The organism is Amycolatopsis sp. NPDC003731 (genome assembly GCF_053586895.1).
In genome coordinates this window covers 1-26,134 of record NZ_JBSFNC010000047.1, presented here as the reverse complement: position 1 = coordinate 26,134, position 26,134 = coordinate 1, and the positions used below count along the sequence as shown (strand labels likewise).

Annotated in this window: 25 protein-coding genes and 1 pseudogene; 15 read left to right on the top strand and 11 right to left on the bottom strand. The window is 70.9% G+C overall.

Annotated features, from left to right (window positions below; genetic code table 11):
- Positions 1 to 12: 12 nt before the first annotated feature.
- The 6 genes from ACWDN5_RS21170 (at position 13) to ACWDN5_RS21145 (ending at position 5,446) form a co-directional block, all read left to right on the top strand.
- Positions 13 to 1,194: a winged helix DNA-binding domain-containing protein gene (locus ACWDN5_RS21170; protein ID WP_449677489.1), complete on the top strand. Its 1,182-nt coding sequence runs from the start codon at positions 13 to 15 to the stop codon at positions 1,192 to 1,194.
- A gap of 432 nt (positions 1,195 to 1,626) precedes the next feature.
- Entirely contained in the window at positions 1,627 to 2,631 is a 1,005-nt protein-coding gene (gene gap / locus ACWDN5_RS21165) for a type I glyceraldehyde-3-phosphate dehydrogenase (protein ID WP_091308527.1), read from the top strand.
- Between the two features lie 5 nt (positions 2,632 to 2,636).
- On the top strand, positions 2,637 to 3,851 hold the full coding sequence (locus tag ACWDN5_RS21160; protein WP_449677488.1) for a phosphoglycerate kinase: 1,215 nt from the start codon (positions 2,637 to 2,639) through the stop codon (positions 3,849 to 3,851).
- Positions 3,851 to 4,636, top strand: coding sequence for a triose-phosphate isomerase (tpiA, locus tag ACWDN5_RS21155; RefSeq protein ID WP_449677487.1), 786 nt, complete (start codon positions 3,851 to 3,853; stop codon positions 4,634 to 4,636). The genes ACWDN5_RS21160 and tpiA overlap by 1 nt, the downstream gene beginning before the upstream one ends.
- Positions 4,637 to 4,763: 127 nt before the next feature.
- Positions 4,764 to 4,994: a preprotein translocase subunit SecG gene (secG, locus tag ACWDN5_RS21150; RefSeq protein ID WP_003071471.1), complete on the top strand. Its 231-nt coding sequence runs from the start codon at positions 4,764 to 4,766 to the stop codon at positions 4,992 to 4,994.
- Between the two features lie 107 nt (positions 4,995 to 5,101).
- On the top strand, positions 5,102 to 5,446 hold the full coding sequence (locus ACWDN5_RS21145; RefSeq protein WP_043788280.1) for an RNA polymerase-binding protein RbpA: 345 nt from the start codon (positions 5,102 to 5,104) through the stop codon (positions 5,444 to 5,446).
- 274 nt (positions 5,447 to 5,720) lie between these two features.
- Here ACWDN5_RS21145 and ACWDN5_RS21140 read toward each other — a convergent pair whose 3' ends face one another.
- Together ACWDN5_RS21140 and ACWDN5_RS21135 are read right to left on the bottom strand one after the other, a co-directional pair.
- The gene (locus tag ACWDN5_RS21140; protein ID WP_310975132.1) at positions 5,721 to 6,920 is read right to left on the bottom strand and encodes a sensor histidine kinase; all 1,200 of its coding nucleotides are present in this window, start codon (positions 6,918 to 6,920) and stop codon (positions 5,721 to 5,723) included.
- 293 nt (positions 6,921 to 7,213) lie between these two features.
- A complete protein-coding gene (locus ACWDN5_RS21135) occupies positions 7,214 to 8,305 on the bottom strand; it encodes an FAD-dependent oxidoreductase (RefSeq protein WP_449677486.1) in 1,092 nt (363 codons plus the stop codon).
- A 70-nt stretch (positions 8,306 to 8,375) separates the two neighbouring features.
- Here ACWDN5_RS21135 and ACWDN5_RS21130 point away from each other — a divergent pair, with 70 nt between their 5' ends.
- Positions 8,376 to 8,936 (top strand): TetR/AcrR family transcriptional regulator, encoded by a 561-nt coding sequence (locus ACWDN5_RS21130; protein ID WP_449677485.1) that lies wholly within the window; start codon positions 8,376 to 8,378, stop codon positions 8,934 to 8,936.
- An 83-nt stretch (positions 8,937 to 9,019) separates the two neighbouring features.
- Here ACWDN5_RS21130 and pgl read toward each other — a convergent pair whose 3' ends face one another.
- Genes pgl through tkt form a run of 6 tightly spaced genes read right to left on the bottom strand, consistent with a single transcriptional unit; the run spans position 9,020 to position 17,180 of the window.
- Positions 9,020 to 9,799 carry a 6-phosphogluconolactonase gene (gene pgl, locus ACWDN5_RS21125; RefSeq protein WP_449677484.1) on the bottom strand — a complete coding sequence of 260 codons (780 nt, stop codon included), beginning with the start codon at positions 9,797 to 9,799 and terminating at the stop codon, positions 9,020 to 9,022.
- Positions 9,796 to 10,803 carry a glucose-6-phosphate dehydrogenase assembly protein OpcA gene (gene opcA, locus ACWDN5_RS21120; RefSeq protein ID WP_310975140.1) on the bottom strand — a complete coding sequence of 336 codons (1,008 nt, stop codon included), beginning with the start codon at positions 10,801 to 10,803 and terminating at the stop codon, positions 9,796 to 9,798. The genes pgl and opcA overlap by 4 nt, the downstream gene beginning before the upstream one ends.
- Positions 10,800 to 12,323, bottom strand: coding sequence for a glucose-6-phosphate dehydrogenase (gene zwf / locus ACWDN5_RS21115; RefSeq protein WP_310975142.1), 1,524 nt, complete (start codon positions 12,321 to 12,323; stop codon positions 10,800 to 10,802). Before zwf ends, opcA begins: the two co-directional genes overlap by 4 nt.
- On the bottom strand, positions 12,320 to 13,942 hold the full coding sequence (locus tag ACWDN5_RS21110) for a glucose-6-phosphate isomerase (RefSeq protein WP_310975144.1): 1,623 nt from the start codon (positions 13,940 to 13,942) through the stop codon (positions 12,320 to 12,322). The genes zwf and ACWDN5_RS21110 overlap by 4 nt, the downstream gene beginning before the upstream one ends.
- Before the next feature lie 8 nt (positions 13,943 to 13,950).
- Positions 13,951 to 15,063 (bottom strand): transaldolase, encoded by a 1,113-nt coding sequence (tal, locus tag ACWDN5_RS21105; protein ID WP_449677483.1) that lies wholly within the window; start codon positions 15,061 to 15,063, stop codon positions 13,951 to 13,953.
- A 14-nt stretch (positions 15,064 to 15,077) separates the two neighbouring features.
- Positions 15,078 to 17,180: a transketolase gene (gene tkt, locus ACWDN5_RS21100; protein ID WP_449677482.1), complete on the bottom strand. Its 2,103-nt coding sequence runs from the start codon at positions 17,178 to 17,180 to the stop codon at positions 15,078 to 15,080.
- 280 nt (positions 17,181 to 17,460) lie between these two features.
- Here tkt and ACWDN5_RS21095 point away from each other — a divergent pair, with 280 nt between their 5' ends.
- The 5 genes from ACWDN5_RS21095 to ACWDN5_RS21075 all read left to right on the top strand — a co-directional run bounded on the left by ACWDN5_RS21095 (position 17,461) and on the right by ACWDN5_RS21075 (position 22,145).
- Positions 17,461 to 18,441 carry a heme o synthase gene (locus ACWDN5_RS21095; RefSeq protein ID WP_310975150.1) on the top strand — a complete coding sequence of 327 codons (981 nt, stop codon included), beginning with the start codon at positions 17,461 to 17,463 and terminating at the stop codon, positions 18,439 to 18,441.
- A 200-nt stretch (positions 18,442 to 18,641) separates the two neighbouring features.
- Positions 18,642 to 19,043 (top strand): hypothetical protein, encoded by a 402-nt coding sequence (locus tag ACWDN5_RS21090; protein WP_449677481.1) that lies wholly within the window; start codon positions 18,642 to 18,644, stop codon positions 19,041 to 19,043.
- A 61-nt stretch (positions 19,044 to 19,104) separates the two neighbouring features.
- Entirely contained in the window at positions 19,105 to 21,342 is a 2,238-nt protein-coding gene (locus tag ACWDN5_RS21085) for a HelD family protein (protein WP_449677480.1), read from the top strand.
- Between the two features lie 10 nt (positions 21,343 to 21,352).
- On the top strand, positions 21,353 to 21,916 hold the full coding sequence (locus tag ACWDN5_RS21080) for an FKBP-type peptidyl-prolyl cis-trans isomerase (protein WP_310975155.1): 564 nt from the start codon (positions 21,353 to 21,355) through the stop codon (positions 21,914 to 21,916).
- Positions 21,917 to 21,923: 7 nt separating this feature from the next.
- The gene (locus ACWDN5_RS21075) at positions 21,924 to 22,145 is read left to right on the top strand and encodes a cold shock domain-containing protein (protein WP_449677479.1); all 222 of its coding nucleotides are present in this window, start codon (positions 21,924 to 21,926) and stop codon (positions 22,143 to 22,145) included.
- Here ACWDN5_RS21075 and ACWDN5_RS21070 read toward each other — a convergent pair.
- The gene (locus tag ACWDN5_RS21070; RefSeq protein ID WP_449677478.1) at positions 22,135 to 23,103 is read right to left on the bottom strand and encodes a quinone oxidoreductase family protein; all 969 of its coding nucleotides are present in this window, start codon (positions 23,101 to 23,103) and stop codon (positions 22,135 to 22,137) included. The two genes, ACWDN5_RS21075 and ACWDN5_RS21070, sit on opposite strands and share 11 nt — an antisense overlap.
- An 83-nt stretch (positions 23,104 to 23,186) precedes the next feature.
- On the opposite strand from ACWDN5_RS21070, the gene ACWDN5_RS21065 reads away from it, so the two are divergent.
- Together ACWDN5_RS21065 and ACWDN5_RS21060 are read left to right on the top strand one after the other, a co-directional pair.
- Positions 23,187 to 23,495, top strand: coding sequence for a hypothetical protein (locus ACWDN5_RS21065; protein WP_310975159.1), 309 nt, complete (start codon positions 23,187 to 23,189; stop codon positions 23,493 to 23,495).
- Positions 23,492 to 24,352 carry an ATP-grasp domain-containing protein gene (locus tag ACWDN5_RS21060; protein WP_449677477.1) on the top strand — a complete coding sequence of 287 codons (861 nt, stop codon included), beginning with the start codon at positions 23,492 to 23,494 and terminating at the stop codon, positions 24,350 to 24,352. Before ACWDN5_RS21065 ends, ACWDN5_RS21060 begins: the two co-directional genes overlap by 4 nt.
- Here ACWDN5_RS21060 and ACWDN5_RS21055 read toward each other — a convergent pair whose 3' ends face one another.
- Positions 24,353 to 24,538 carry a hypothetical protein gene (locus ACWDN5_RS21055; protein ID WP_449677476.1) on the bottom strand — a complete coding sequence of 62 codons (186 nt, stop codon included), beginning with the start codon at positions 24,536 to 24,538 and terminating at the stop codon, positions 24,353 to 24,355.
- Positions 24,539 to 24,627: 89 nt separating this feature from the next.
- Here ACWDN5_RS21055 and ACWDN5_RS21050 point away from each other — a divergent pair, with 89 nt between their 5' ends.
- Complete coding sequence (locus ACWDN5_RS21050; protein WP_449677475.1) at positions 24,628 to 25,956, top strand: hypothetical protein; 1,329 nt, start codon at positions 24,628 to 24,630, stop codon at positions 25,954 to 25,956.
- A gap of 55 nt (positions 25,957 to 26,011) precedes the next feature.
- Here the strand turns inward: ACWDN5_RS21050 and ACWDN5_RS21045 are convergent.
- Positions 26,012 to 26,134, bottom strand: a pseudogene (locus ACWDN5_RS21045) (IS982 family transposase); the annotation flags it as partial.

Below are 26,134 nucleotides of genomic sequence, written 5' to 3'. Positions count from 1 at the left end.
TAGGAACAGCGGGTGCCTCCGAAGATCAGCACCTCGCAGCGCCGGGCCCGCCTCGCCGTCCGGCACCACCTGGCCGCGCCCGCGGCCACGGTGACCGAAGCCGTCGCCGGGGTCGTGGCGCTGCACGCCACCGACCCGGCGACCGTCCACCTGTCCGCGTCCGCCCGGCTCGCCGCGCCGGCGGTCTCGGCGGTGGAACGGGCGCTCTACGAAGAGCGTTCGCTGCTGCGGCTGCTCGGCATGCGCCGCACGGTGTTCGTCACGGACCTGGACACGGCGGCGCTGGTGCAGGCGGGCTGCTCGGCGGACATCGTCGTGAAGCAGCGGAAGCTGCTCGAACAGCACCTCGGGCAGCAGGGGCACCCGGAGAACGTGCCGGAGCCGGGCGCGTGGCTGAAGGACGTCGAGGCCTCGGTCGAGGCGGCGCTGCGGGCCCGCGGCTCGGCGACGGCGCAGCAGCTGAGCGAGGACGAGCCGAGGCTGCGCCAGCAGCTGCTGATGGCAGCGGGCAAGCCGTACGAAGCGATCGGCAACGTGACGAGCCGGGTGCTGTTCCTGCTGGCGGCTGGCGGCCGGATCGCGCGTGGCCGTCCCCGCGGCAGCTGGCTGAGCAGCCAGTACGTCTGGCACCCGCTGGACGAATGGGTGCCGGGAGGCTTGTCGCCGCGGGAGCCGGACGAGGCCCGGGCCGAGCTGGCCCGGCGCTGGCTGCGCGCGTACGGCCCGGCCCCGGTGTCCGACCTGAGGTGGTGGACGGGCTGGACGGCGGGCCAGACGAAGAAGGCGCTGGCGGCGGTGTCCCCGGCGGAAGTCGACCTCGACGGCGTGCCGGGGGTGGCGCTGGCGGACGACCTCGAGCCGGTGCCGCCGCCACCGCCGTGGGTGGCGTTCCTGCCGGCGCTGGACCCGACCCCGATGGGCTGGCAGGACCGCGACTGGTTCCTCGGCCCGCACCGCGCGGCCCTGTTCGACCGCAGCGGCAACATCGGCCCGACGGTGTGGGCTTCCGGGAAGGTGGTCGGCGGCTGGGCCCAGCGCGCCTCGGGGGAGGTGGTGTTCCGGCTGCTGGAGGACGTGGGCGAGGAAACCCGGGCGACGGTCGAGGCGGAGGCGGAGAAGTGCGCGAAGTGGTTCGGCGAGGTGCGCACGGTGCCGCGGTTCCGCACGCCGCTGGAGCGGGAGCTGACGGCATGAGGGACGCGTCGGCGGGGTGGTCACCCGACGGGGCGGCTCCGCCCGCGGGCGGTCCCTGGATCGGTCGAGTCATCGACCTCACGTGCCGTCCCGCGAGCCGCTGCCACAACCGCCGGACGGCTCCGGTCGGCTGGATCGTTCAAGTGCCGGATCCCGGCCCGCGGCGGACCCGCTCGCCGGTCACCCCGCACCGGTCACGATCAGCCGGAACCGGTCCCGGAGCGCAGACCATGGGAGCCCACTGGTCCGCCGTGGTCCGCCCCCGGAACACCCGGCGTGGCGGCCTCGCTTCTTAATCGATTCTTGACCCGTTCGCCAAGTGGTGGAAGTCTCGTCAGGGCAGTCAGGGACGCGCATGCCCGCACGCTAGGGTGGCCGCGAGCCCGCAAGTCACGGCCGGAGTGCCGGCCGATCCTCAGAGGAGTGGCAGCAGTGACCGTTCGCGTAGGTGTCAACGGCTTCGGCCGCATCGGCCGCAACTTCTTCCGCGCCGTGCAGGCCAGCGGCCAGGACATCGAGGTCGTCGCCTTCAACGACCTCGGCGACGTCGCCACCATGGCCCACCTGCTGAAGTACGACTCCATCCTGGGCCGGTTCCCGGGTGAGGTCAGCGTCAGCGACGAGGGCATCGTCGTCGACGGCAAGACCATCAAGGCCCTCGCCGAGCGCGACCCGGCCAACCTGCCCTGGGGCGAGCTGAACGTCGACGTCGTCCTCGAGTCGACCGGCTTCTTCACCAACGCCGACGCCGCCAAGGCGCACATCGCGGGTGGGGCCAAGAAGGTCATCATCTCCGCGCCCGCCAAGGGCGAGGACCTCACCATCGTGCTCGGCGTCAACGACGACAAGTACGACGGCTCGCAGGTCATCATCTCGAACGCGTCCTGCACCACCAACTGCCTCGGCCCGCTGGCCAAGGTCCTCAACGACGCCTTCGGCATCGAGCAGGGCCTGATGACCACGGTCCACGCCTACACCCAGGACCAGAACCTGCAGGACGCCCCGCACAAGGACCTGCGCCGCGCCCGCGCCGCCGCCCTGAGCGTCGTCCCGACCTCGACCGGTGCCGCGAAGGCCATCGGCCTCGTCCTGCCGGAGCTGCAGGGCAAGCTGGACGGCTACGCGCTGCGCGTCCCGGTCCCGACCGGCTCGGCCACCGACCTCACCGTGACGCTGTCCAAGGCCGCCACCGTCGAGGAGATCAACGCCGCCTACAAGGCCGCCGCCGAGGGCCCCCTCGCCGGCATCCTGCGCTACTCGGACGACCCGATCGTCTCGGCCGACATCGTCACCGACCCGGCGTCGTGCATCTACGACGCGCCGCTGACCAAGGTCATCGGCAACCAGGTCAAGGTCGTCGGCTGGTACGACAACGAGTGGGGCTACTCCAACCGCCTCGCCGACCTGGTCAAGCTCGTCGGTTCGAAGCTGTCCTGAAGCAGATGAGCGTCAAGAACCTCGACGACCTGCTGGGCGAGGGCGTTCAGGGCCGGTACGTGCTCGTGCGGTCCGACCTGAACGTCCCGCTCGACTCCGGCCGCATCACCGACGACGGCCGGGTCCGCGCCGCGTTGCCGACGATCAAGAAGCTCGCCGACGCGGGCGCGAAGGTCGTCGTCACCGCGCACCTCGGCCGTCCGAAGGGCGAGCCGGACCCGAAGTACACGCTTGCGCCCGTCGCGAAGCGGCTGTCGGAGCTGCTCGGCGCCGAGGTCGCGCTGGCCGGTGACCTGGTCGGCGAGTCCGCGAAGGCGCTGACCGGCGGCCTGGCCGACGGCGGTGTCGTGCTGCTGGAGAACGTGCGCTTCGACGCGCGCGAGACCAGCAAGGACGCCGTGGACCGCTCCGAGCTGGCCGCCGAGCTGGGCGCGCTCGTCCCGGGCGGCGCGTTCGTCTCCGACGGCTTCGGCGTCGTCCACCGCAAGCAGGCCTCGGTCTACGAGGTCGCGTCGGTGCTGCCGGCGTACGCGGGCGGCCTGGTGCTGGCCGAGCTGGACGTGCTGAAGAAGCTGACCGACGACGTCCAGCGGCCGTACGTGGTCGTGCTCGGCGGCGCGAAGGTGTCCGACAAGCTCGGCGTCATCGCGAACCTGCTGACGAAGGTCGACAGGCTGATCGTCGGCGGCGGCATGGCGTACACGTTCCTCAAGGCCCAGGGCCACGAGGTCGGCCAGTCGCTGCTGCAGGCCGACCAGCTCGACCAGGTCAAGGGCTTCCTCGCCGAGGCCGAGAAGCGCGGTGTCGAACTGGTCCTGCCGGTGGACGTGCTGGCCGCGACGGAGTTCTCGGCCGACGCCGAAAACGAAGCCGTCGACGCCACCGCGATCCCGGCCGACCGCCAGGGTCTGGACATCGGCCCGCGCAGCCGCGAGCTGTTCGCGAGCAAGCTGGCCGACGCGAAGACGGTCTTCTGGAACGGCCCGATGGGCGTGTTCGAGTTCGAGGCGTTCTCGGGCGGCACCCGTGCCGTGGCCGAGGCGCTCGTGAAGAGCGACGCGTTCACCGTGGTCGGCGGCGGCGACTCGGCGGCCGCGGTGCGGCAGCTGGGCCTGCCCGAGGACGGCTTCTCGCACATCTCCACCGGCGGCGGCGCCTCCCTGGAGTACCTCGAGGGCAAGGAACTGCCGGGCGTCGTGGCACTGGAGGGATCGAACTAGTGGCACGCAAGCCGTTCATCGCCGGCAACTGGAAGATGAACCTGAACCACCTCGAGGCGATCGCGCTGGTGCAGAAGATCGCCTTCGCGCTGCCGGAGAAGTACTACGCGAAGGTCGACGTGGCGGTGCTGCCGCCGTTCACCGACATCCGCAGCGTGCAGACCCTGGTCGACGGCGACAAGCTGTCGCTGACCTACGGCGCGCAGGACCTCGCGCCGCAGGATTCGGGCGCCTACACCGGCGACATCTCGGGCCCGATGCTGGCCAAGCTGGGCTGCAAATTCGTCACGGTCGGCCACTCGGAGCGGCGCGAATACCACGCCGAGTCCGACGAGCTGGTCAACAAGAAGGTCAAGGCCGCGCTCAAGCACGGCATCACGCCGATCCTCTGCATCGGGGAGAAGCTCGAGGTCCGCGAGGCCGGCGAGCACATCCACCACACCACGACGCAGCTGATCGAGGGCCTGAAGGGCCTCAAGGCCGAGCAGGTCAAAGACGTGGTGATCGCGTACGAGCCGGTCTGGGCGATCGGCACCGGCAAGGTCGCGTCGTCGTCGGACGCCGAAGAGGTCTGCAAGGCGATCCGGGCGACCCTCCAGGAGAAGTACGGCGACGAGGTCGCTTCGTCCGTCCGGGTGCTCTACGGGGGATCGGTCAAATCGGGCAATATCGGCGAACTGGTGGCCTGCGAGAACATCGACGGTGCCCTGGTCGGCGGAGCGAGCCTCGACGGTGAGGAGTTCACGAAACTCTGCGCACTCGCCGCGGGCGGGCCGCTGCCCTGATCGAGGCCACGACCGGGTAGCCTGTGTATCCGGTCCGTCACACAGCAGTGGACGAGTCCAGGGGTACGGTGGTGGTCGGAAACGACCATGCCGTACCCCTGCATTCTCCTAGAGCCCAGAGGATGACATGAAGCTGTTCCTGCAAATCCTGTTGATCGTCTCCAGCGTCCTGCTGGTGGTCGCCGTGCTGCTGCACCGTGGCCGGGGCGGTGGCCTGTCGTCGCTGTTCGGCGGTGGGATGCAGTCGAGCCTGGCCGGGTCGAGCGTGGCCGAGAAGAACCTCGACCGGATCACCCTGCTGCTGGGCGCGGTCTGGCTGATCAGCATCGTGGGCCTGGGTCTGCTGCTCAAGGTGTGAGGCGTCCGGCGTTCCGTCGTCGGCCGCGACCGGGTCGAGGCGGCGGGGCGCAGCGATTCGGCGTGCCTATTGGGGGGCGCGCCGCCGATTCCTAGGTGTGAGGATTCATGGTTGGCGGTAACGCGATTCGGGGCACCCGGGTGGGTGCCGGTCCTACGGGCGAATCGGAACGGGGAGAGTCGGCGCCGCGCCGCCGCATCTCCTACTGGTGTGCCAACGGGCACGAGGCTCGGCCGTCGTTCGCGCTCGACGCGGAAATCCCGGACGAGTGGGACTGCCCCCGCTGCGGGCTCCCCGGTGGGCAGGACGAGAAGAACCCGCCGGCCGCGCCGCGGACCGAGCCGTACAAGACCCACCTCGCGTACGTGAAGGAGCGGCGCAGCGACGCCGACGGCGAGGCCATCCTGGCGGAGGCGCTCGACCGCCTGCGCAAGCGCCGGGAAATCCTCTAGCGGTTCCTGCTGGAAGCCACCCCGAGGGAAGCGGACCCCCTCGAGGTGGCTTTTCGCGCGCTCACCACCGCTCGCCGCGTGATGGAGCAGCCGACACGCGTGATCAGGAGGTCGACACGCGTGATCAGAGGGTCGACACGACGCTGATCCCGTGTCGACCCTTCAATCACGCGTGCTGACTCCTCAATCACGCGTGTCGACCCTTCAAGCACGGGGCGAGCGTGGGCCGGAAGTGTCGGTGCCCGCCGGTAAGCTGGATACCGGGGGCCGGAGGTCAGCGGTCCAGGGGATACCGGGCTCGCACGCGGAAGCCGCCGTCTTCGGTTCCGGACGTCTCGAAGCTTCCGCCCAGCAAGCGGGCCCGCTCGGCCAGGCCCGTCAGGCCGTGGCCGCCCGAGGGGAGGCCCTCCGCCGGGCGGCTGGCCCGCTCGTTGCGGACCTCGATCTTGAGCGCACCGTGCTCACCTTGGATGCGGATCGTCGCCGTGGCGCCCGGGGCGTGCTTGTGGACGTTCGTCAAGCACTCCTGCACCGTCCGGTACGCCGCCGCCGAGACCTGGTTGGGCAGCGCCTCCGGCAGGTGCTCCACCGACAGGTGCACCGGCACCTCCGACGTGCGGATCAGCCGGTCGAGGTCGTTGATGCCGGGGCGCGGGCCGTCGTCGTCCGGGCCTGCGCGCAACACGCTCAGCAGCGACCGCAGCTCCTCCAGCGTCCGCTTGGACAGCGTGCGGATGACCTGTGCCGTCTCCTGCGCGCGGTCGTCGGTGGTCTGGGCCTGGAGCGCGCCGGCCTGCATGGCGATCAGCGTGATCTGGTGGGAGACGACGTCGTGCATCTCGCGGGCCAGCCGGGCGCGCTCCTCGGCGCGGACGGCGTCGGCGTGGAAGCGGCGCTCGCGGTCGCGGCTCGTGGCCAGCTCGGCGAGCTTGTTCGAGACCTCGGTGCGCGCGCCGATCAGCAGGCCGATGGCGATCGGCATGCCGGCGACCAGGACACCGTAGATGCCGTCGAGGATGTGCTCACGCCAGCTCAGCTCGGCGAAGTCTTCCAGCGGCCACTGCACGAACCGGCACGTCCACACCAGCGCCGCGCCGACCCAAACCTGCCAGTGCAGCTGACGGCGGGTGGCGAGCATGCCGAGCGTGATCATCGACGCCAGCTGCGCCCAGCCGGCCAGGAAGCCGGGGACCGCGACGAGCACGGCGAGGAACGGGAACTTCCGGCGGAACACCACCGCGAGGCACGCGGCGCCGGAGAGCCAGATCGAATAGGGCTGGGCCTTCTCGGGGATCACCAGCCAGACGTCGAGCACGGCCAGGATGACGGCCGCCGCCTCGATGGCGAACGTGACCACAGCGGGGCGGGGCACCGAGCCGAACAGGCTCAGCCCGCGCTTGCGCACCCGCTCGGCGGCCGATGGCCCCGAGCCGGCGATCGAGATGCCTGGAATCGAGAGTCCCTCTGTACTCATCGCTGGCGACCCCATTCGTCTTGTGGACTTGTTGGTGAGAGGCGCGCAGGGCCCGATCGGGACGCGCAGCGGCAGACAAATGTGCGGATGCTAACGAGGTCGCGTACGGAGACGGTTAGTTTCACCCGCGGTCGGCGTTCCGGCGTCCGGATTCCGTAATCCGCTGGGCCGTCCGGGGGATGGCGGGCGATGGGTGCTACCCAGTGTGGGAGTGCTGTCTCCCAGCGTGTGCCAAGACGACCACATCGTGGGAATCATGTTACCCACGTGTGGTCGCTTTTGGCACACGGATCTCAGGCGGCCATGGACCTCAGGTCGTCGCTGAGCAGGTCGTGCAGGCCGGACGCGCAGGCCTTCGCCGTCTCGATCGACCGCGGCAGCATGCCGGCCTCGTACGCGCGGACGGCGTCCCCGACGCTCGGCGCCGTGGCCAGCGCGGTCGCCAGCTCGGTGCCGTCCAGCAGGGCGAGGTTCGCGCCGACGCCGAGCGGCGGCATCAGGTGCGCGGCGTCGCCGAGCAGGGTGAGGCCGGGCGTGGTCGTCCAGGCGTGGGGGACCGGCAGGACGTGCAGCGGCCGGTGCGTGAACCCGCCGTCGTGGTCCCGCAGGTAGGCGAGCAGGTCCGGGTGCCAGCCGGCGTACCGCTCGAGCAGGTGGCCGCGCACCGCGTCCGTGGCGGCGAAGTCGAGGCCGGCGGCCCAGTCCTCGGGTGCGTAGAAGACGGCGTAGCAGCGGATGTGGCCGTTGCTGTTGCGTTGCGCGACGAGCGCCTTGCCGCCGGCCTTCGTCATCATCGTTCCCTGGCCGGTCCGCGCGGCCAGGGCTGGGTGGCGGCGGTCGGCGTCGTCGAAGCCGAACTCGACGAACGTGACGCCGCTGTACTGCGGCCGGACGCCGGTGAGGGCACGCCGGACGCGGGACCAGGCGCCGTCCGCGCCGACGACCAGGTCGAACTCCTCGGACGTGCCGTCGGCGAACGTCAGCCGGGCGGCCTCGGTGACGTCGGCGACCGGTCGTCCCCAGCGGACGGTGCCAGGGGAGAGGGAGTCCAGCAGGATGCCGCGGAGCTGGCCGCGGTCGATTTCGGGCCGGATGTCGCCGTCGGGGGTCTCGTCCATGACGACCTCGCCGGTGTGCGGGTCGACGCCGCGCATCTGCTGGCCCTCGGGCCGGGCCAATGTACGAAACGGTTCGTCCAGCTGTGCGGTGCGGAGCGCGACTTGGCCGGTGTCGGCGTGCATGTCGAGCGTCCCGCCCTGCGGCCGCGCGCCGGCGGCGGGTTCCTGTTCGAAGACGGTGACGTCGAGGCCGTGGAGCTGCAGGACACGGGCGCAGGCGAGCCCGCCCAGGCCGGCGCCGGCGATCGCGATACGAGGAAAGGTCATGTCACTACGAAAGCAGAGTCACTCAAAAAGTGCAACGACTAAACTTTTGAAGTGAGTTAGACTTCGCCGCATGACCGAAGTGATCGGACGCCGCGAGCGCAAGAAGGCCCAGACCCGCAAGGCCCTCGCCGACGCCGCGCTCGCGCTGTTCCTCGAGCACGGGTACGAGAAAGTCGGGGTGAAGGAAGTCGCGGACGCCGCGGACGTCTCGGTGACGACGTTGTTCAAGTACTTCCCGAGCAAGGAAGCCCTGGTGTTCGACCAGGACGAGGACATCGAGGCGGCGCTGGTCCTGGCGGTCCACGGACGGCCGCCGGGTCACTCGATCGTGGACGCGCTGCGCAAGCACATCCTGCGCCTGGCCGAAAGCGCCCCGAGCGGGGAGTTCCTGCGGTTGATCGAAAGCGAACCGGCCCTGCGCGACTACGCCCGGCGGATGTGGATGCGCCACGAGACGGCGCTGGCCCGCGCGATCGCGCAGGAGATGGGCGCGCCCGAGGACGACGTCACGTGGGCGGCCCTGGCCCGGTTCGCGCTGGCGTCGCGCGAGCTGATCCAGGCCGACAAGCACCCCCGCCGGGCGGCGGAGCAGATCTTCGCCAGCCTGCAGCGCGGCTGGCGCACGGAGTAAAGCGCGGCCGCCGGGGATCAGCCGAGCCCGCAAACGAATGAAGGCCCCCTGCCGAAGCAGAGGGCCCTCACCCGGAACAACATTCAAGCCGTGGGCGGCTGATAGACCTTCGTCAGCTTCCCCGCCGCAGCGCGGTCCAGCAGCCACAACGTCCGGCGGTGCCCCCGCGCCCCGGCCACCGGCAGCTGAACCTCACCCGCACCGGCCAACGCCAACGCCACCGCGTCCGCCTTCGCCGATCCGGCCGTCATCAGCCACACGTCCCGGGCCCGCCGGATCGCCGGCAGCGTCAACGAGATCCGCGTCGGCGGCGGCTTGGGGCAGTTCCGCACCGCCACCACCGAACGCTCGGTCTCGTACACCGCCGGGGACTCCGGGAACACCGATGCCGTGTGGCCCTCGCCGCCGAGGCCCAGCAGCATGATGTCGAACGACGGCACGTCGCCGTGGTCCTCCGGGCCCGCCTGGGATGCCAGCACGTCGGCGTAGGCCGCGGCCGCCGCGTCGACGTCGTCGCCGAACTCGCCGTCCGACGGAGCCATCGCGTGCACCCGCTTCGGGTCCAGCGGGACGTGGTCCAGCAACGCTTCGCGCGCCTGCTTCTCGTTCCGCTCGTCCGAATCCGCCGGGACGAACCGCTCGTCGCCCCAGTAGATGTCCAGCCGGGACCAGTCGATCGCGTCCCGTGCGGACGAGGCCTGCAGCTCCGACAGCACCGCGATCCCCGTGCCGCCGCCGGTCAGCACCAGGGACGCCGACCCCTTGGCCGCCTGGACGTCCACCAGCCGCGTCACCAGCCGGGCGGCCGCCGCGGCGGCCAGGATGTCCTGGTTCGCGTAGACGACGACTTCCGTCTTGCTCATTTCGTGGCACCCGAAGCGGCCGAACCCGCCGCCGCGGCCGGGGACGTCACGTCCGCCTTGGCCGGGGCGCCCGTCTTGCCGTTCGTGCCCGAGGTGATCTTGCCCAGGCCGTGCAGGGCCGCCTCGTAGACCTCGTCCGGGTCGAGCCGGCGGAGTTCCTCGATCAGGCAGTCTTGCGTGCTGCGCCGCTGCAGGGCGATGCGGCGGGTCGGCTGGCCCGGCTGGGTCAGCGTGCCGACGCGGCCGTCCGGGCGGTGCAGCTCCACCGGGCCCGACTTGCGGTCGAGCGTCACCGAGATGATGCCGGCCGCGCCCGAGCTCTTGACCCGCTTGACCGGCACCTTCAGGTACTCGGCGAGCCAGGCCGCCAGCAGCTCGGTCGACGGCGAGTCGGCCTCGCCGGTCACCGTCGCGCCGGTGATCTTCTCGTACGGCGGCAGGTCCAGCGCCGACACGAGCTGGGCGCGCCAATGGGTCAGGCGCGTCCAGGCCAGGTCGGTGTCGCCTTCGGTGTACGCCTTCGCCCGCGTCGTCAGCGCCTTGACCGGGTTCTTCTCCGCGGCCGAGTCGGTGATCCGGCGCTGGGCCAGCTCGCCGAGCGGGTCCTTGTCCGGGTCCTTCGGGCCGGCCCCGGGCCACCAGCACACGATCGGCGCGTCCGGCAGCAGCAGCGGCACCACCGCGCTCTGCCCCTGCGACGCCAGCGGGCCGTAGAGCCGCAGCACGATGACCTCGCTCGCGCCGGCGTCGCCGCCGACCCGGATCTGGCCGTCGATGCGCGGGGCCGCCGTGCGGGCGCCCTTGGCCACCACGATCACCCGCGACGGGTGTTCGCGGCTCGCGCCGTTGGCCGCCTCGATGGCCTCTTCGAGCTTGGCGTCGTCGTCGGCCACGATCACCAGCGTCAGGACGCGCCCGAGCGCGACCTGCCCGCCCTGTTCGCGGATCTCCACCAGCTTCTTGTTGAGTGCCGAAGTCGTGGTGGACGGCAGGTCGATGATCACGGGCGCCTCCATTTCCGGCCGGTGCGCTCCAGCATTTCGTCGGCGGACGCCGGCCCCCACGTGCCGGGCGCGTACTGCTCCGGCGCGCCTTCCTTCGCCCAGTGCTCCAGGATCGGGTCGAGGATCTTCCAGGAGAGCTCGACCTCTTCATTCACCGGGAACAGCGATGGCTCGCCGAGCAGCACGTCCAGGATCAGGCGCTCGTAGGCCTCGGGGGAGGACTCGGTGAACGCGTGCCCGTAACCGAAGTCCATCGTGACGTCGCGGACCTCCATCGTGGTCCCCGGCACCTTCGAGCCGAACCGCAGCGTGATGCCCTCGTCCGGCTGGACCCGGATGACCAGGGCGTTCTGCCCCAGCTCCTCGGTCGACGTCGAGTCGAACGGCAGGTGCGGCGCCCGCTTGAACACGACGGCGATCTCGGTGACGCGGCGGCCGAGCCGCTTGCCGGTGCGCAGGTAGAACGGCACCCCGGCCCAGCGGCGGCTCTGCACCTCGAGGGTCACCGCGGCGTAGGTCTCGGTCTTCGAGTCCTTCGCGAAGCCCTCTTCCTGCAGCAGGCCCGGCACCTTCATGCCGCCCTGCCAGCCGCCCGCGTACTGGCCGCGCGCGGTGGTCTTGTCCAGCGGCCCGAGCGGCTTGGTGCCCGAGAGCACCTTGATCTTCTCCGCGCGCAGGGCCCGCGGCTCGAACGACAGCGGCTCCTCCATCGCGGTGAAGGCCAGCAGCTGCAGCAGGTGGTTCTGGATGACGTCCCGGGCGGCGCCGATGCCGTCGTAGTAGCCCGCGCGGCCGCCGAGGCCGATGTCCTCGGCCATGGTGATCTGCACGTGGTCGACGTAGTTGGCGTTCCAGATCGGCTCGAACAGCTGGTTGGCGAAGCGCAGCGCCAGGATGTTCTGGACCGTCTCCTTGCCGAGGTAGTGGTCGATGCGGAACACCGACTCCTCGGGGAAGACGTCGTTGACGATCGCGTTCAGCTCTTCGGCGCTCTTCAGGTCGTGCCCGAACGGCTTCTCGATGACCACGCGCCGCCAGGTCTTCTCGTCGGCGTTCGCCAGCCCCGAGCGGGCCAGCTGCTTGGTCACCACCGGGAACGCGCCGGGCGGGATCGACAGGTAGAACGCGGTGTTGCCGCCGGTGCCGCGTTCCTCGTCGAGGTCGCGGACCGTCTTCGCGAGCCGGTCGAACGCTTCGTCGTCGTCGAAGGTGCCCTGCACGAACCGGATGCCTTCGGCGAGCCGGTTCCACACCGACTCCTTGAACGGCGTCCGCGCGTGCTCCTTGACCGAGTCGTGCACGAGCTCGCCGAAGTCCTGGTGCTCCCAGTCGCGACGGGCGAACCCGACGAGCGAGAAGCCGGCGGGCAGCAGCCCGCGGTTGGCCAGGTCGTAGATGGCGGGCATCAGCTTCTTGCGGGCCAGGTCGCCGGTGACGCCGAAGATCACCAGGCTGGACGGCCCGGCGATGCGCGGGAGCCGCTTGTCCCGCGGATCGCGAAGGGGGTTGGTCCAGGTCATGCGGTGACCTCCTGTACCGCGCGGACGACGGCCGCGAGGCCCGCGGCCCGGTCGGTCAGGTGCAGGCGCAGCACCGGGCGGCCGTGCTCGGCGAGCACCTGCCCGTCGCCGAGGGCCTGGGCGTGCTGCAGCTGCCCCAGCGTGTACGGCCGGTCCGGCACGTCGAGGTCCTGCTCGACGGCGCCGGTGAGCTGCAGGAAGACGCCGTTCTGGTGCCCGCCCTTGTGGTACTGGCCGGTCGAGTGCAGGAACCGCGGTCCCCAGCCGAACGTCGTCTGCTTCCCGGTGCGCTTGGCGATCTCGCCGCGCAGCACCGCTGTGGAGGCGTCGTCGAGCCGGTCGAGGTAGGCCTGCACCGCGATGTAGCCCCCGTCCGGCGCCGAAGCGAAGAACGCGCGCAGCACGTCGGTGAGGCTGCCCTCGGTGGACACCCCCTCGCTGCCGAAGATCTCGACCGGACCGTCCACGTTGGACGGCTCTTCGCCGCCCTTCAGCTTCTCCGGGTCGTCCAGCAGCGCCCGTGCCGCCTTCTTCGCGGCTTCGACGTCCGGCTGGTCGAACGGGTTGATCCCGAGCAGCCGGCCGGCCAGCGCCGTGGCGAACTCCCAGAGCAGGAACTGCGCGCCCAGCGAGCCGGTGACGGCGATCTTGGCCGATCCCTGCGGGCCGCCGACCGCGGTGGGCGTGGCGTCGGACCCGGCGTCGGCGAAGCCGGGCGCCTCCGGGCCCTCGACCGCGACCGGCAGCAGGCCGGTGCCCTGCTTGCCGGTGGACTCGGCGATCAGCTGCTCCGCCCAGTCGGGGAAGCCCTTGATGCCCGAACCGGTGTCCGCGAGGACGACCTTCTCGGCGCCGGCCTCGTGCGCGGCGGCCCACGCGGCGGCCAGCTCGACCGCCGGGTTGTCCGCCGAGTCCGCGGCCAGCTGCTCGGCCACCGAAGCGGCCTGGTCGAGCAGCCGGGCGACGTCCGCGCCGGCCAGGCCGGCCGGGACGAGCCCGAACGCGGTCAGCGCCGAGTAGCGGCCGCCGACGTGCGGGTCGGCCAGGAAGGTCTTGCGGTAACCCTCCTTTTCGGACAGTTCCTGGAACGGCGAGCCCGGGTCGGTGACGACCACGATCCGCCGTGCCGCGTCGATGCCGGCGTCGGCGAACGCTTTCGCGAAGATCCGCCGGTGGCTGTCGGTCTCGACGGTGCCGCCCGACTTCGACGACACCACGATCACCGTGCGCTCGAGGTCACCGGCGAGCGCGTCGGCGACCTGGCCCGGGTCGGTGGTGTCGAGGACGGTCAGCGCGACGCCGTCGGTCGCGGTGATCACCTCCGGCGCCAGCGACGAGCCGCCCATGCCGGCCAGCACGACGCGGTCGACGCCCTCGGAGCGCAACTCGGTCCGCAGCGCCTCGATCTCGCCGATCAGCGGCCGCGACGACTTGTGCAGCGTCGTCCACGACAGCCGGATCGACGCCTCGGGTTCGGCGTCCGGCCCCCAGAGCGTTGCGTCCTGCGCCGCCAGCTTCGAGGCGGCCTGGTCGGCGACCAGCCGCTCGGCCAGCGGCGCGGCCCGCTCCGCCAGTGCGGCGTCCACGATCTCGACGCCGGTCTTCTCACCTGTCGTCATGTCGTGCGTCAGCCCTTCGCCTTCTCGAGCTGCCCGTTCACGGTCTCCAGAAGCTCGGTCCACGACTTCTCGAACTTCTCGACGCCCTCGTTCTCCAGGACGAGGAACACGTCGGTGATGTCGATGCCCACCGCGGAGAGCTTGTCGAAGACGTCCTGCGCCTCGGCGGCGCGGCCGGTCACCTGGTCACCGGTGATCTGCGCGTGCTCGGCCACCGCGTCCAGAGTCTTCTCCGGCATCGTGTTGACCGTGTCCTTCACGACGAGCTGGTCGACGTAGAGCGTGGGGGAGTAGTCCGGGTTCTTCACGCCGGTCGACGCCCACAGCGGGCGCTGCGCGTTCGCGCCGTCGGCCGCGAGGGCCTTCCAGCGGTCGGTCGAGAACAGCTCCTGGAACGCCGCGTAGGCGAGCCGGGCGTTGGCGACGGCGGCAATGCCGCGCAGGGCCAGCGCCTCGTCGGTGCCGATGGCTTCCAGCCGCTTGTCGATCTCGGTGTCCACGCGGGACACGAAGAACGACGCCACCGAGTGGATGCCCTTCAGGTCGTGGCCGTTGGCCTTCGCCTGCTCCAGCCCGGCGAAGAAGGCCTCGATGACCTTCTGGTAGCGCTCGACGGAGAAGATCAGCGTGACGTTGACGCTGATGCCCTCGGCCAGGGTCTTGGTGATGGCGGGCAGGCCCTCTTCGGTGGCCGGGATCTTGATCAGCACGTTCGGCCGGTCGACGGTCTTCCACAGGTCCTGCGCCTCGACGACCGTCTTGTCGGAGTCCTTGGCCAGGCGCGGGTCGACCTCGATCGACACGCGGCCGTCGACGCCGTTCGTGGCGGTGTAGACGTCGCGGAACAGGTCCGCGGCGTTGCGCACGTCGGTCGTGGTCAGGTCGCGGATGGTGGCCTCGACGTCGGCGCCCTGGGCGGCGAGCTCGCGCGTGCGCTCGTCGTAGGCGTCGCCCTTCGACATCGCGTTGGCGAAGATCGTCGGGTTCGTCGTCACGCCGACGACGTGCTTGTCACGGATCAGGTCGGCCAGGTTGCCGGTGTTCAGGCGTTCACGGGAGAGGTCGTCGAGCCAGATCGATACACCGGCCTCGGACAGTGCCGCGAGCTTGTCGTTGCTCATTACTGTCATCCCCTTCAGGAATTCTTGGTGTTCTGGATCGAGCGGCGGGCGGCCTCGACGACTGCTTCCGCGGTGAAACCGAACTCACGGAACAGTGTGGCGGCATCGGCGGAGGCGCCGAAGTGCTCGATCGAAACGTTCACCCCGGCGTCACCGGTGAAGCGGTGCCACGACTGGGCGATGCCCGCCTCGACGGACACGCGGGCCTTCACACCGGCCGGGATGACGGATTCGCGGTAGGCCGCGTCCTGCGCGTCGAACCACTCGACGCACGGCATGGACACGACACGCGCCTTGACGCCGTCGGCGTCCAGGGTCTTCTTCGCCTCGACCGCCAGCTGGACCTCGGAACCGGTGGCGATGAGGACCACGTCCGGGGTGCCGTCGGAGTCGGCCAGGACGTACCCGCCCTTGGCGACGCCCTCGGCGCTGGTGCCCTCGAGCACCGGCACGTTCTGGCGGGTCAGCGCCAGGCCGGACGGGTGGTCGGTGTCCTCCAGCACGGCCTTCCAGGCGTACGCGGTCTCGTTGGCGTCCGCCGGGCGGACGACGTTGAGGCCCGGGATCGCGCGCAGCGCGGAGAGCTGCTCGATCGGCTGGTGCGTCGGGCCGTCCTCGCCGAGACCGATCGAGTCGTGCGTCCACACGTAGGTGACCGGCGCCTTCATCAGCGCGGCCAGCCGGACCGGCGGGCGCATGTAGTCGGAGAAGATGAGGAACGTCGCACCGTACGGGCGGGTGCCGCCGTGCAGCGCGATCCCGTTGAGGATCGAGCCCATGGCGTGCTCGCGGACGCCGAAGTGCAGCGTCCGGCCGTACGGGTTGGCCTGCCACATGTCGGTGGCGGCCTTCTCGGGACCGAACGAGTCGGCGCCCTTCATCGTCGTGTTGTTGCTCTCGGCCAGGTCGGCCGAGCCACCCCACAGTTCCGGCAGCGGGTCGGCGAGGGCGTTGAGCACCTCACCGGAGGCCTTGCGGGTCGCGATGCCCTTGGCGTCCGGCTCCCACTTCGGCAGGTTGTCGGCGAAGCCCTCGGGCAGCGTGCGGGTGGCCATCCGGTCGCCGAGCTTCTTGCGCTCCGGGTTGGCCTCGGCCCAGGCCTCGTACTTCTCCTGCCATTCGGCGTGCGCGGCCCGGCCGCGCTCGGCCGCCTGGCGGGTGTGCTTGAGCACGTCGTCCTCGACCTGGAAGGACTGGTCCGGGTCGAAGCCGAGGATCTCCTTGACCGCGGCCACCTCTTCGCCGCCCAGCGCGGCGCCGTGCGCCTTGCCGGTGCCCATCTTCTTCGGCGCCGGGTAGCCGATGATCGTCCGCAGCGCGATGAACGACGGCCGCTGCGTCTCGGCCTTGGCGGCCTTGATGGCCTCCTCGATCGCGACGACGTCCTCGCCGCCCTCGACGACCTGGGTGTGCCACCCGTAGGCCTCGTACCGCTTCACGGTGTCCTCGGACAGCGCGATGTTGGTGTCGTCCTCGATCGAGATCTTGTTGTCGTCGTAGAAGACGATCAGGTTGCCCAGCTCCTGGCGGCCCGCGATGGACGAGGCCTCGGAGGTGACGCCCTCTTCGATGTCGCCGTCGGAGGCGATCACGTAGATGTGGTGGTCGAAGATGCTCTCGCCGGGCGCCGCGTCCGGGTCCAGCAGGCCGCGCTCGCGGCGGGCCGCCATCGCCATGCCCACGGCGTTGGCCAGGCCCTGGCCCAGCGGGCCGGTGGTGGTCTCGACGCCGTCGGTGTGGCGGTACTCGGGGTGACCCGGGGTCTTGGAGCCCCACTTGCGCAGCTGCTTGAGGTCCTCGAGCTCGAGGCCGTAGCCGGCGAGGAAGAGCTGGATGTAGAGGGTGAGGCTCGAGTGGCCGGCCGACAGGACGAACCGGTCGCGGCCCGGCCAGTGCTGGTCGTTCGGGTCGTGCCGCATGGCCCGCTGGAACAGCGTGTAGGCGAGCGGCGCGAGGCTCATCGCGGTGCCGGGGTGGCCGCTGCCACAGTTCTCCACGGCGTCGGCGGCCAGCACCCGGACGGTGTCCACGGCGCGGGTGTCGGTGTCGGTCCAGTCGGCGGGGACGTTACGCCGGAGGAGTGGGTTGTTCTCGCTGGTAGTGGCGGTTTCGGACACTGAACTCCAACTCCCGGTCATGATGGTTGCGGCTGGTCTTCCTCGTTCCGGTTACCCGTACGCGCGGCTACTTATCTCAATCGATCCCGAAGGGACGATATTCCTGCTCGCGGCCATGCGCAGGGGCAATCGCGGCCCGTCGCGGCCAGCCTAGTGCTTGGGCCGGTCGAGGACCCGCGATCACCCACGGGATTCACCACGTCTAACATCGTTCGAGGGTTCAGTGGCTGGTTCTTCGGCTACCCGCGCTGTCCCGCCCGAACCTGACGCAGGGAGTGAAATGTCGTTGGTGAACGCTGCGCACGGACGCAGTGACGACACCAGCGCCGTGCACCCGACCGGTGAGCGACCGCACGGTGAGCGGCGAAGCCTCCGCCGGGTCGTCGGCGCCTACGCCGCGCTGGCCAAGCCCCGGGTGATCGAGCTCCTCCTGGTGACCACCATCCCGGCGATGTTCCTCGCCGGCCGTCAGATCCCCTCGCCGTGGCTGGTCCTGGCCACGCTGGTCGGCGGGACGATGGCCGCGGGCAGCGCGAACGCGCTCAACTGCGTGATCGACGCGGACATCGACAAGGTGATGAACCGCACGAAGCGCCGCCCGCTCGTGAAGGACTCGGTGCCCCGTCGCGGCGCGCTGATCTTCGGCCTGGTGATGGGCGTCGCCTCGGCCGCCGTGCTGTACCTCACGGTGAACCTGCTCTCGGCGATCCTGGCCATCGCGACGATCCTCTTCTACATCTTCGTCTACACGCTCGGCCTGAAGCGGCGCACGTCGCAGAACGTGGTCTGGGGCGGCGCGGCGGGCTGCATGCCGGTGGTCATCGGCTGGGCGGCCGTGACCGGCACGGTCCAGTGGCCGGCGTTCGTGATGTTCGGCGTGATCTTCTTCTGGACGCCCCCGCACACGTGGGCGCTGGGCATGAAGTACCGCGACGACTACGAGCGCGCGGGCGTTCCGATGCTGCCGGTGGTCGCCACCGCCCAGCACGTCGCCCGGCAGATCGTCATCTACTCGTGGGTGATGGTGGCGTGGACGCTGCTGCTGCTCCCGGTGACGTCGTGGCTGTACGGCACGTTCGCGATCCTGGCGGGCGGCTGGTTCCTCTTCTACGCGCACAGCCTGCAGGCGGCCGTGCGGCGGGGCGAGGAGACCAAGCCGATGGCGCTGTTCCACCGGTCGAACACGTACCTGATGATCGTGTTCGTGGCACTGGCGGTGGACTCGGCCATCGGGCTGCCGACCCTCGGCCTGCCGTTCTGATCCTCCGGCGGATCGGGATCGGGGTCACCGCGGTCGTCGCCTTCGGCCTGCTGGCCCTGCTCGGCCGCGGCCGGTTCGACCTCGACCAGGACCGGCTGCTCGGCACCGGCTGTGCCATCCCGGCCAAGATCACCGCACGCCCCGGCCCCGCCCCCGACGGAGGCGGCATCCGGATCGCCGAGCAGGGCCCGGGCGCGGCGGTGCTCGAGAACACCAGCACCCTCGCCGCCTACCGGATCGCGGTGACGTCGGGCACCCGGACCGTCGAGGTGCCGGTCCTCCTGCCCGGCGGGCGGAGCGGGGTCGCGCTCGACCGCCCCGCCGTCGGGCCGGTCATCTGGATCGCGCCGGAGGCCCTCGGCGGCTTCACGCCCGTGACCGCCACTCTTGTCCCCGATGGCGTCCGGTACCGCAGCGAGAACTGCCGGGCCCTGACCAGCCGGGGCGCCGCGGTGCTGTTCCGCGCTCCGGACGGGCGAATCACCGGTGGCGAACAGCTGCCCGCGGCGAGCGTGGGGTGCGCGCCGGGGGAGCAGGTGCGGCCGGCCGCCGTCCCACCGGGCAGCGAGGTCTTCCCCCACTGCGACCTGCGGACGGAATGATCGCGCCGCGGGCGCCGTTAGACTTCGTTGGCTCTTTTTCCCCGAGGCGAAAGCAGGATCCTTGTCTTCGGACGGTTTTTCCGCCGAGCTCGCCCGCGAGCAGGCGTACGTCACCACCCTCTACGCGAAGCTCGACGCCGAGCGCCTCGAAGCCCAGCGCCGCCTCGACGAGACGTTGCGGCAGACCGGCGGCACCCCGCAGGCCCGCACCGAGCGGGACGTCGCCACCACCCTCTACACCGACCGGCTCGCCCAGCTCGGCTCGGTCGAGCAGGGCCTCGCCTTCGGACGCCTCGACTTCGTCCCCGAGAGCGCCGAGGAAACCACCTACATCGGCCGGCTCGGGCTGTTCGACGAGGACGACGACTACAAGCCGCTGCTGGTCGACTGGCGGGCGCCGGTCGCGCGACCGTTTTACCTCGCCACCGCCGCGTCACCCGAAGGGGTGCTCCGGCGGCGGCACCTGCGGTCGCTGAGCCGCAAGGTCACCGGCTTCGACGACGAGGTCCTCGACCTCACCGCCGCCGACCAGGGCCAGGACCTCGGCCTGGCCGGCGAGGCCGCGCTGCTGGCCGCGCTGGAACAGCGGCGCACCGGCGAGATGAGCGACATCGTCGCGACCATCCAGGCCGAGCAGGACCGGATCATCCGCGCCCCGCTCGGCGGCGTCATGGTCGTGCAGGGCGGCCCCGGCACCGGGAAGACCGCCGTCGCGCTGCACCGCGCCGCCTACCTGCTCTACACGCACCGCCAGCAGCTCACCACCCGCGGCGTGCTCGTCGTCGGCCCGAACAGCACCTTCCTGCGCTATATCGGCCAGGTGCTGCCCTCGCTCGGCGAGACCGGCGTGCTGCTCGCCACCATCGGCCAGCTCTACCCCGGCCTGACCGCCGACGGCGTGGAGCCGCGCGAGACGACCGAGGTCAAGGGGCGGCTGGTGCTGGCCGACGTGCTGGCCAACGCCGTCCGCGACCGCCAGCGCGTGCCCGAGCCGGTCCTCGAGATCGAGTACGAGCACGACGTGCTGCGGCTGGACCGCAAGACCTGCACCGACGCCCGGACCCGTGCCCGCCGTTCGCGGCGGCCGCACAACCCGGCGCGGCGCCTGTTCGTCTCCGACGTCCTCGACGCGCTGACCCGCCAGGCCGCCCGCAAGCTGGGGGAGGACCTCCTCGACGGGCAGGACCTGCAGGACATCCGCGCCGAGCTGGCCGCCGACGAAAACGTGGCCGCCGCGCTCGACTCGCTGTGGCCCGTGCTGACCCCGGAGGGCGTGCTCGACGACCTGTTCGCCGACCGCGAACGCCTCGACGCCGCCGCCGGGAAGCTCCTGTCACCCGAGGACCGCGCCTTGCTGGAGAGCGGCCGGGATGCCCGCTGGACACCCGCCGACGTGCCGCTGCTCGACGAGCTCGCCGAGCTGATCGGCGTCGACGACACCGAGGCGCGCGTCGAGCGCAAACGCCGTGAGCGCGAGGACCGCGCGTACGCCGAGGGCGTGCTCGACATCCTCGAGCAGGACGAAGAGATCATCGACGAGGAACTGCTGCGCGTCTCCGACGTCCTCGACGCCGAGCTGTTCGCCGAGCGCCAGCAGGCGCGCAGCGAGCTGACCGCCGCCCAGCGGGCCGCGCAGGACCGGACCTGGACGTTCGGGCACGTGATCGTCGACGAAGCGCAGGAGCTGTCGGCGATGGACTGGCGGCTGCTCATGCGGCGCACGCCGAACCGGTCGATGACGCTGGTCGGGGACGTCGCCCAGACCGGCGCGGCGGGCGGGGCGCGGTCGTGGGGCGAGGTGCTCTCGCCGTACGTCGAGGACCGGTGGCGGCTGGAGCAGCTGACCGTGAACTACCGCACGCCGGCCGAGATCATGGCCGTCGCGGCGCGGGTGCTCGCGGAGGTTTCGCCTTCGCTCTCGGCGCCCTCTTCGGTGCGGGAGACCGGGGTGCCGCCGTGGTCGGTGCGGCCGGCTTCCCTGGAAGCGGAGCTGCCCGGGCTGGTGACGCGCGAGCTGTCCGAAGTGGACGGCGGCACGGTCGCGGTGCTGGTGCCCGCGGGCCGGTTGGACGCCGTTTCGGCGCTGCTCGGGTCGTTCGACGAACGGCTGAGCGTACTGACGGTCGAGCGGTCGAAGGGCCTGGAGTTCGACTCGGTGGTCCTGGTCGCGCCGGACGAGGTCGTCGCGGGTTCGCCGCGGGGCCTCAACGACCTGTACGTGGCCCTGACGCGCGCGACCCGGCGGCTCGGCGTGGTCGCCACCGGTGACGAGATTCCGGCACTCTCCGTGCTTGGCTAGGGTGCCTCGCATGCAGAAGATCGGGAAGATCGTGGTGGTCGCCGCGGCGGCGCTGTCGCTGGCCGCGTGCGGCCAGCAGCCCAAGACCGAGACGGCCGCTCCGGCGGGACCGCCCGTCCCGTCGTCCAGCGCCGCACCGGCGCCCGCCCAGAGCAAGGGCCGCGAGTGCACCGCGGACGACATCAAGACGACGGGCAAGTTCGGCGAGGTGCCGGCGATCACCATCCCGGACGACTGCGACCCGCCGAAGAAGCTGGTGACGAAGGACCTGTCCGAGGGCACCGGCGACCCCGCCAAGGCCGGCCAGAAGCTCAAGATGAACTACCTGCTGGTGACCTGGTCGGACAAGAAGAAGCTGGACAGCTCCTTCGACCGCGGCCAGACGTTCGACCTCAACCTGGGCGCGGGCGAGGTCATCCCGGGCTGGGACCAGGGCCTGACCGGCATCAAGCAGGGCGGCCGCCGCCTGCTGATCATCCCGCCGGACCTCGCCTACGGCGAGGGCGGCAACGGCATGAAGCCGAACGAGACGCTGGTCTTCGTGACCGACGCCGTCGCGGTCGGCGCCGCCTAGGACCCCGATGGAGGTCCGCCGCGGCCACGTCCGCGAATGGCACGGCGAAGAGGGCTGGGGGGTCGTCGAAGCGCCGGGCTTCGACGACCCCGTCTGGGTGCACTTTTCGGCGCTCGAGGCCCCGGCGGGGGCCTTCCGGGAGCTGAGCGCGGGCGCCGAGGTCGAGTTCACCGCCGAGCGCGCCGAGCAGGACGGCTACCACTGGCGCGCGGTATGGGTCAGGGGATGAGCAGCAGCTTGCCGGTGGTGCGCCGGCCCTGCAGGTCCTCGTGGGCCTTGCGGGCGTCGGCCAGGGGGTACTTGCCGCCGATGCGGACGGTCAGCTCGCCGGCGAGGATGGCGTCGAACAGCTCCTTCGAGCGCCAGTCGATCTCCTCACGCGTGCGCGTGTAATGCACCGACGTCGGGCGGGTCAGGTAGAGCGAGCCGCCGGCGTTGAGGCGCTGCGGGTCCAGGGGCGGCACCGGGCCGCTGGAGGCGCCGAACAGCGCGAGCAGGCCGCGGACCTTGAGGCTGGCCAGGCTGCCGTCGACGGTGTCCTTGCCGACGCCGTCGTAGACGACGTCGACGCCCTCGCCGTTCGTCAGCTCGCGGGTGCGCTTGGCGAAGTCTTCGCGGTCGTAGCGGATGACCTCGTCGGCGCCGGCTTCGCGGGCCAGCTTCTCCTTCTCTTCGGTCGACACCGTGCCGATGACCCGGGCGCCGCGCGCCTTCGCCAGCTGCACCAGGAGCAGCCCGACGCCGCCCGCGGCCGCGTGGACGAGCACGTCATGGCCCGGCTTGACCTCGAAGGTCGAGGCGACCAGGTAGTGCGCGGTGATGCCCTGCAGCATGGTTGCGGCGGCGGTCTCCAGGGAGACGCCTTCGGGGACCTTCACGGCGACCGACGCCGGGAGGAGCTTCCGGGCCGCGTAGCTGCCGATCGACCCCTGCCAGGCGACGCGGTCGCCGGGCGCGAAGCCGGTGCCGTCGCCGGCCTCCACGACCGTGCCGGCGCCCTCGAGGCCCAGCACGAACGGCAGCTCCACCGGGTAGATTCCCTGCCGCTGGTAGGTGTCGATGTAGTTGACCCCGGCCGCGGCGACGTCGACCAGGAGCTCCCCGGCCTCCGGGGCGCGGACGTCCACTTCGGCCGGTTCGAGCACTTCCGGGCCGCCGGTCTTCGTCACCTGCACTGCGGTGGGCATGGGGCTCCTCCTCCGGGTCGGGGTTCTTCCGGTGCAACTATGGCCGAGGCCACGCTGTTCCGCGTTCCGGCCGGTTCTTGGTTATGGTTCGGAGCGTGACTTCGGAAGAGACCGTTTCGCCGACCAGCGCACAGCTGGGCGCGGCCCGCAAGTTCGTGAAGGCGCACGGCAAGCCGTCCCGGGCGGTGGTGGAGAACATCGGCCGCGCGGGCGCCCGCGTGGTCCTGGTCGGAGCCGACGGAGCCCTCGGTGACGTGGTGGTGCCGTCGGTGGCGACGGGCGAGGCGCTGATCGAGGCGGTCGAGGACCTCACGCCGGCCACGTGGGACGCGGAGACGGTGCAGGCCACGAAGATCGGCCCGGAGCACCGCCGCAAGATGGCGGGCAAGTGAGCCCCACCGCGGTCCTGGTCAGCTGCGCGGAACTCCCGTCGGGCGACGGCGACGACGACGCGGTCGTGCCCGCTTTGTCGGCGCTGGGCTTTTCGGTCTCGTGGGCGCCGTGGGATTCCTCGTACGACTTCGCCGCGGCGGACGCGGTGATCCTGCGCGCGACCTGGGATTACGCCGACCGGCGTCCGGAGTTCCTCGCGTGGTGCGAGTCGGTGCCGTCCCTGTTCAACCCGGCTGAGGTCGTGCGGTGGAACACGGACAAGTCGTACCTGGTGGAGCTGCTGGACGCGGGGGTGGCGGTGGTGCCGACTTCGCTGGTCCCACCGGACTCCGCTCCGTCCTTCCCCGCCGGCGATTTCGTCGTGAAGCCTTCGGTGGGAGCGGGTTCCCGGGGCGCGGCCCGGTTCGCTTCCGGCTCCGACGCATCCGCGCACGTGGCCGGGTTGCACGCCGAGGGCCACACGGCGCTGATCCAGCCGTACCAGTCCAGTGTGGACGATTCCGGCGAGCTGGCTCTGGTGTATCTGGGCGGGATCTATTCGCACGCGTTCTCGAAGGGCGCGATGCTGGGGTCCACAATGGATTCCTCGGGGCTGTACCTGACGGAATCGCTGGCCCCGGCCACGCCCCCCGCGGACGCCGTGGCGCTGGCGGAGGACGTCCTGGACGCGGCTTCGGGCCTGCTGGGGATTCTGCGGGCCGAGCTGTTGTACGCGCGGGTGGACCTGGTACGGGGGGCCGATGGGAAGCCGTTGCTGCTGGAGCTGGAGCTGACGGAGCCGTCACTGGGCTTCCGCCAGACGGACCCGGCGGCAGTGCTGCGGTTCGCGTCGGCGGTGCGGCAGCAGCTGGCGTAGTCACCAGCCGGCGCGCTGCACCGCGGCCAGTGCGATCGCGACGACGGCGCCGATCGCGGTGACGGCCACCGAGCCGGTGATCAGGTAGAGGCCGCCGATCCCGGTGAAACCGGTCTTGATCGTTTGCTGCGTGAGCCGCGAAGCGGGTCGGCCGGGGACGTGGTTCCCTGTTTTCCTCTCGTTCACTGTCACACCTTTCCGTGGTGTACTAGTACACCTCGGGTTCATGGTGGCCGACGAGTGCTGCGCCGAGCGTGGTCATTCATGTCCGACAGATGTCTTTCGTCGTCGGCCAGGTGCAGGTGTCGTCCACTTCATCGTCTGCCCTTGCCGAGGTATGTCGGCCGTTGCCCTGGGCCGATGACGAAGCGGAGGTGACCGTGGCCATCCGGTTGGACGCCCCGCTCGCCGGCGGATCGACGGCGCGAGCGGACATCGAGGCCGCTTTGCGGTGGCTCGCGATTCGCAAGGACGGTGCGCCGCCGAGGTTTCTCCGCTACGCGATCGAAGAACCGGCGAGCGGCTCGGCGGCCGCCCTTGGCTGTTTGGTCGAACCGGTCGCGTCCCTGGAGACAGCCGCGACGGAATCGCGCGCCTTCGCGGTGTGGGGACTGATCGTCGACGAGATCGGCAATCTGGGCTCGGCCGAGACCTCGCGTCGCCGCTGCACCTTGATGGCCGCTTTCCGGTTGCCGCCGGTTCCGGCACCCGGAACCGGGTGGAGGGCCACGCTCGATGACCGGTTCCACCAGCTGGCCGGTCTTCCCGGAGTGTTCGGTGACCCGCCGCCGACCACGACGACGCCCATGCATAAGGCCTGGCGGCGGGCAGTCGGCAAACTGGCGGACTGCTTGGCGGAGAAGCTGGAGTTGTTGCGGCACGACGGCCGGGCCTACCAGGACTACGTCGAAGTCGGCCGAAGAGCGGCTGAGCAGCCACTTCGCCGTCTCGTCTTCGATCGGCAAAGCGGTGCTGAAGCCGGGTTCCGGGCGCCATCGCCCGGTGCGCAACCGGTGTTCGTGGAACGCATGCTCGTCAGAGTGATCATGCGTCGCCGGCTGATCTCACGGCGCACGACGGAACGCGACGTCGTCGCTCGCGAAGATGGAGTCGACGGGTTCGACGTCCTGGCGTCGGCCGGCCGGTCGGCCGATCTTTCGGAATTGCCGGTGAAGGCGATCTGGGCTTGCCGTCTCTTGGCTCCGCGTGCCGCACCTCCGAGCCCGCCGCGGCTGCAGTTCCGGAAGGTGCTTCGTCGAGGAGACCGGTACCACTTCGTTTCCGAGACCTGGGACGACGACCCGGAGGACTGGCAGAAATGGATCAGTGTGGCTGTGGATCACCACGGCGTCGCGCCGGGCGCCTTCGACGATCACGGCCGGCCCGTCGCCGGACTGACCGTGCAGGTGAACTTCGAACCACAGTGCGTGCCCGATGCCTGCTGGTGGTTCGCGGAGCAGACCGGACTGGAACGGTTGCGACGACCGCCGGACGGTGATCGCCGCCTCCTCGACGTCGAGGACGGCTTCGTGGAGCACACCTTCGAAGAACCGTGCCAACCGCGGGAGGAGTACGGGATCGTCTTCAAGTGGCCGCATGAGTGATCCGGACCTGCCGGATCACCACTGGGTGGGCCTAGACGAGTGATGCGTAACTCGGTCAGTGGTCGTAGGCGGTCAGGGATCGGGTGATGGGTTGGCTGGTGGTGCGGTTGTGCCAGATGGCGGCGGTCAACGCGAGGAGGCGTTGGGCGACGCGGACTCCGACGCCTTCGATGGTGCG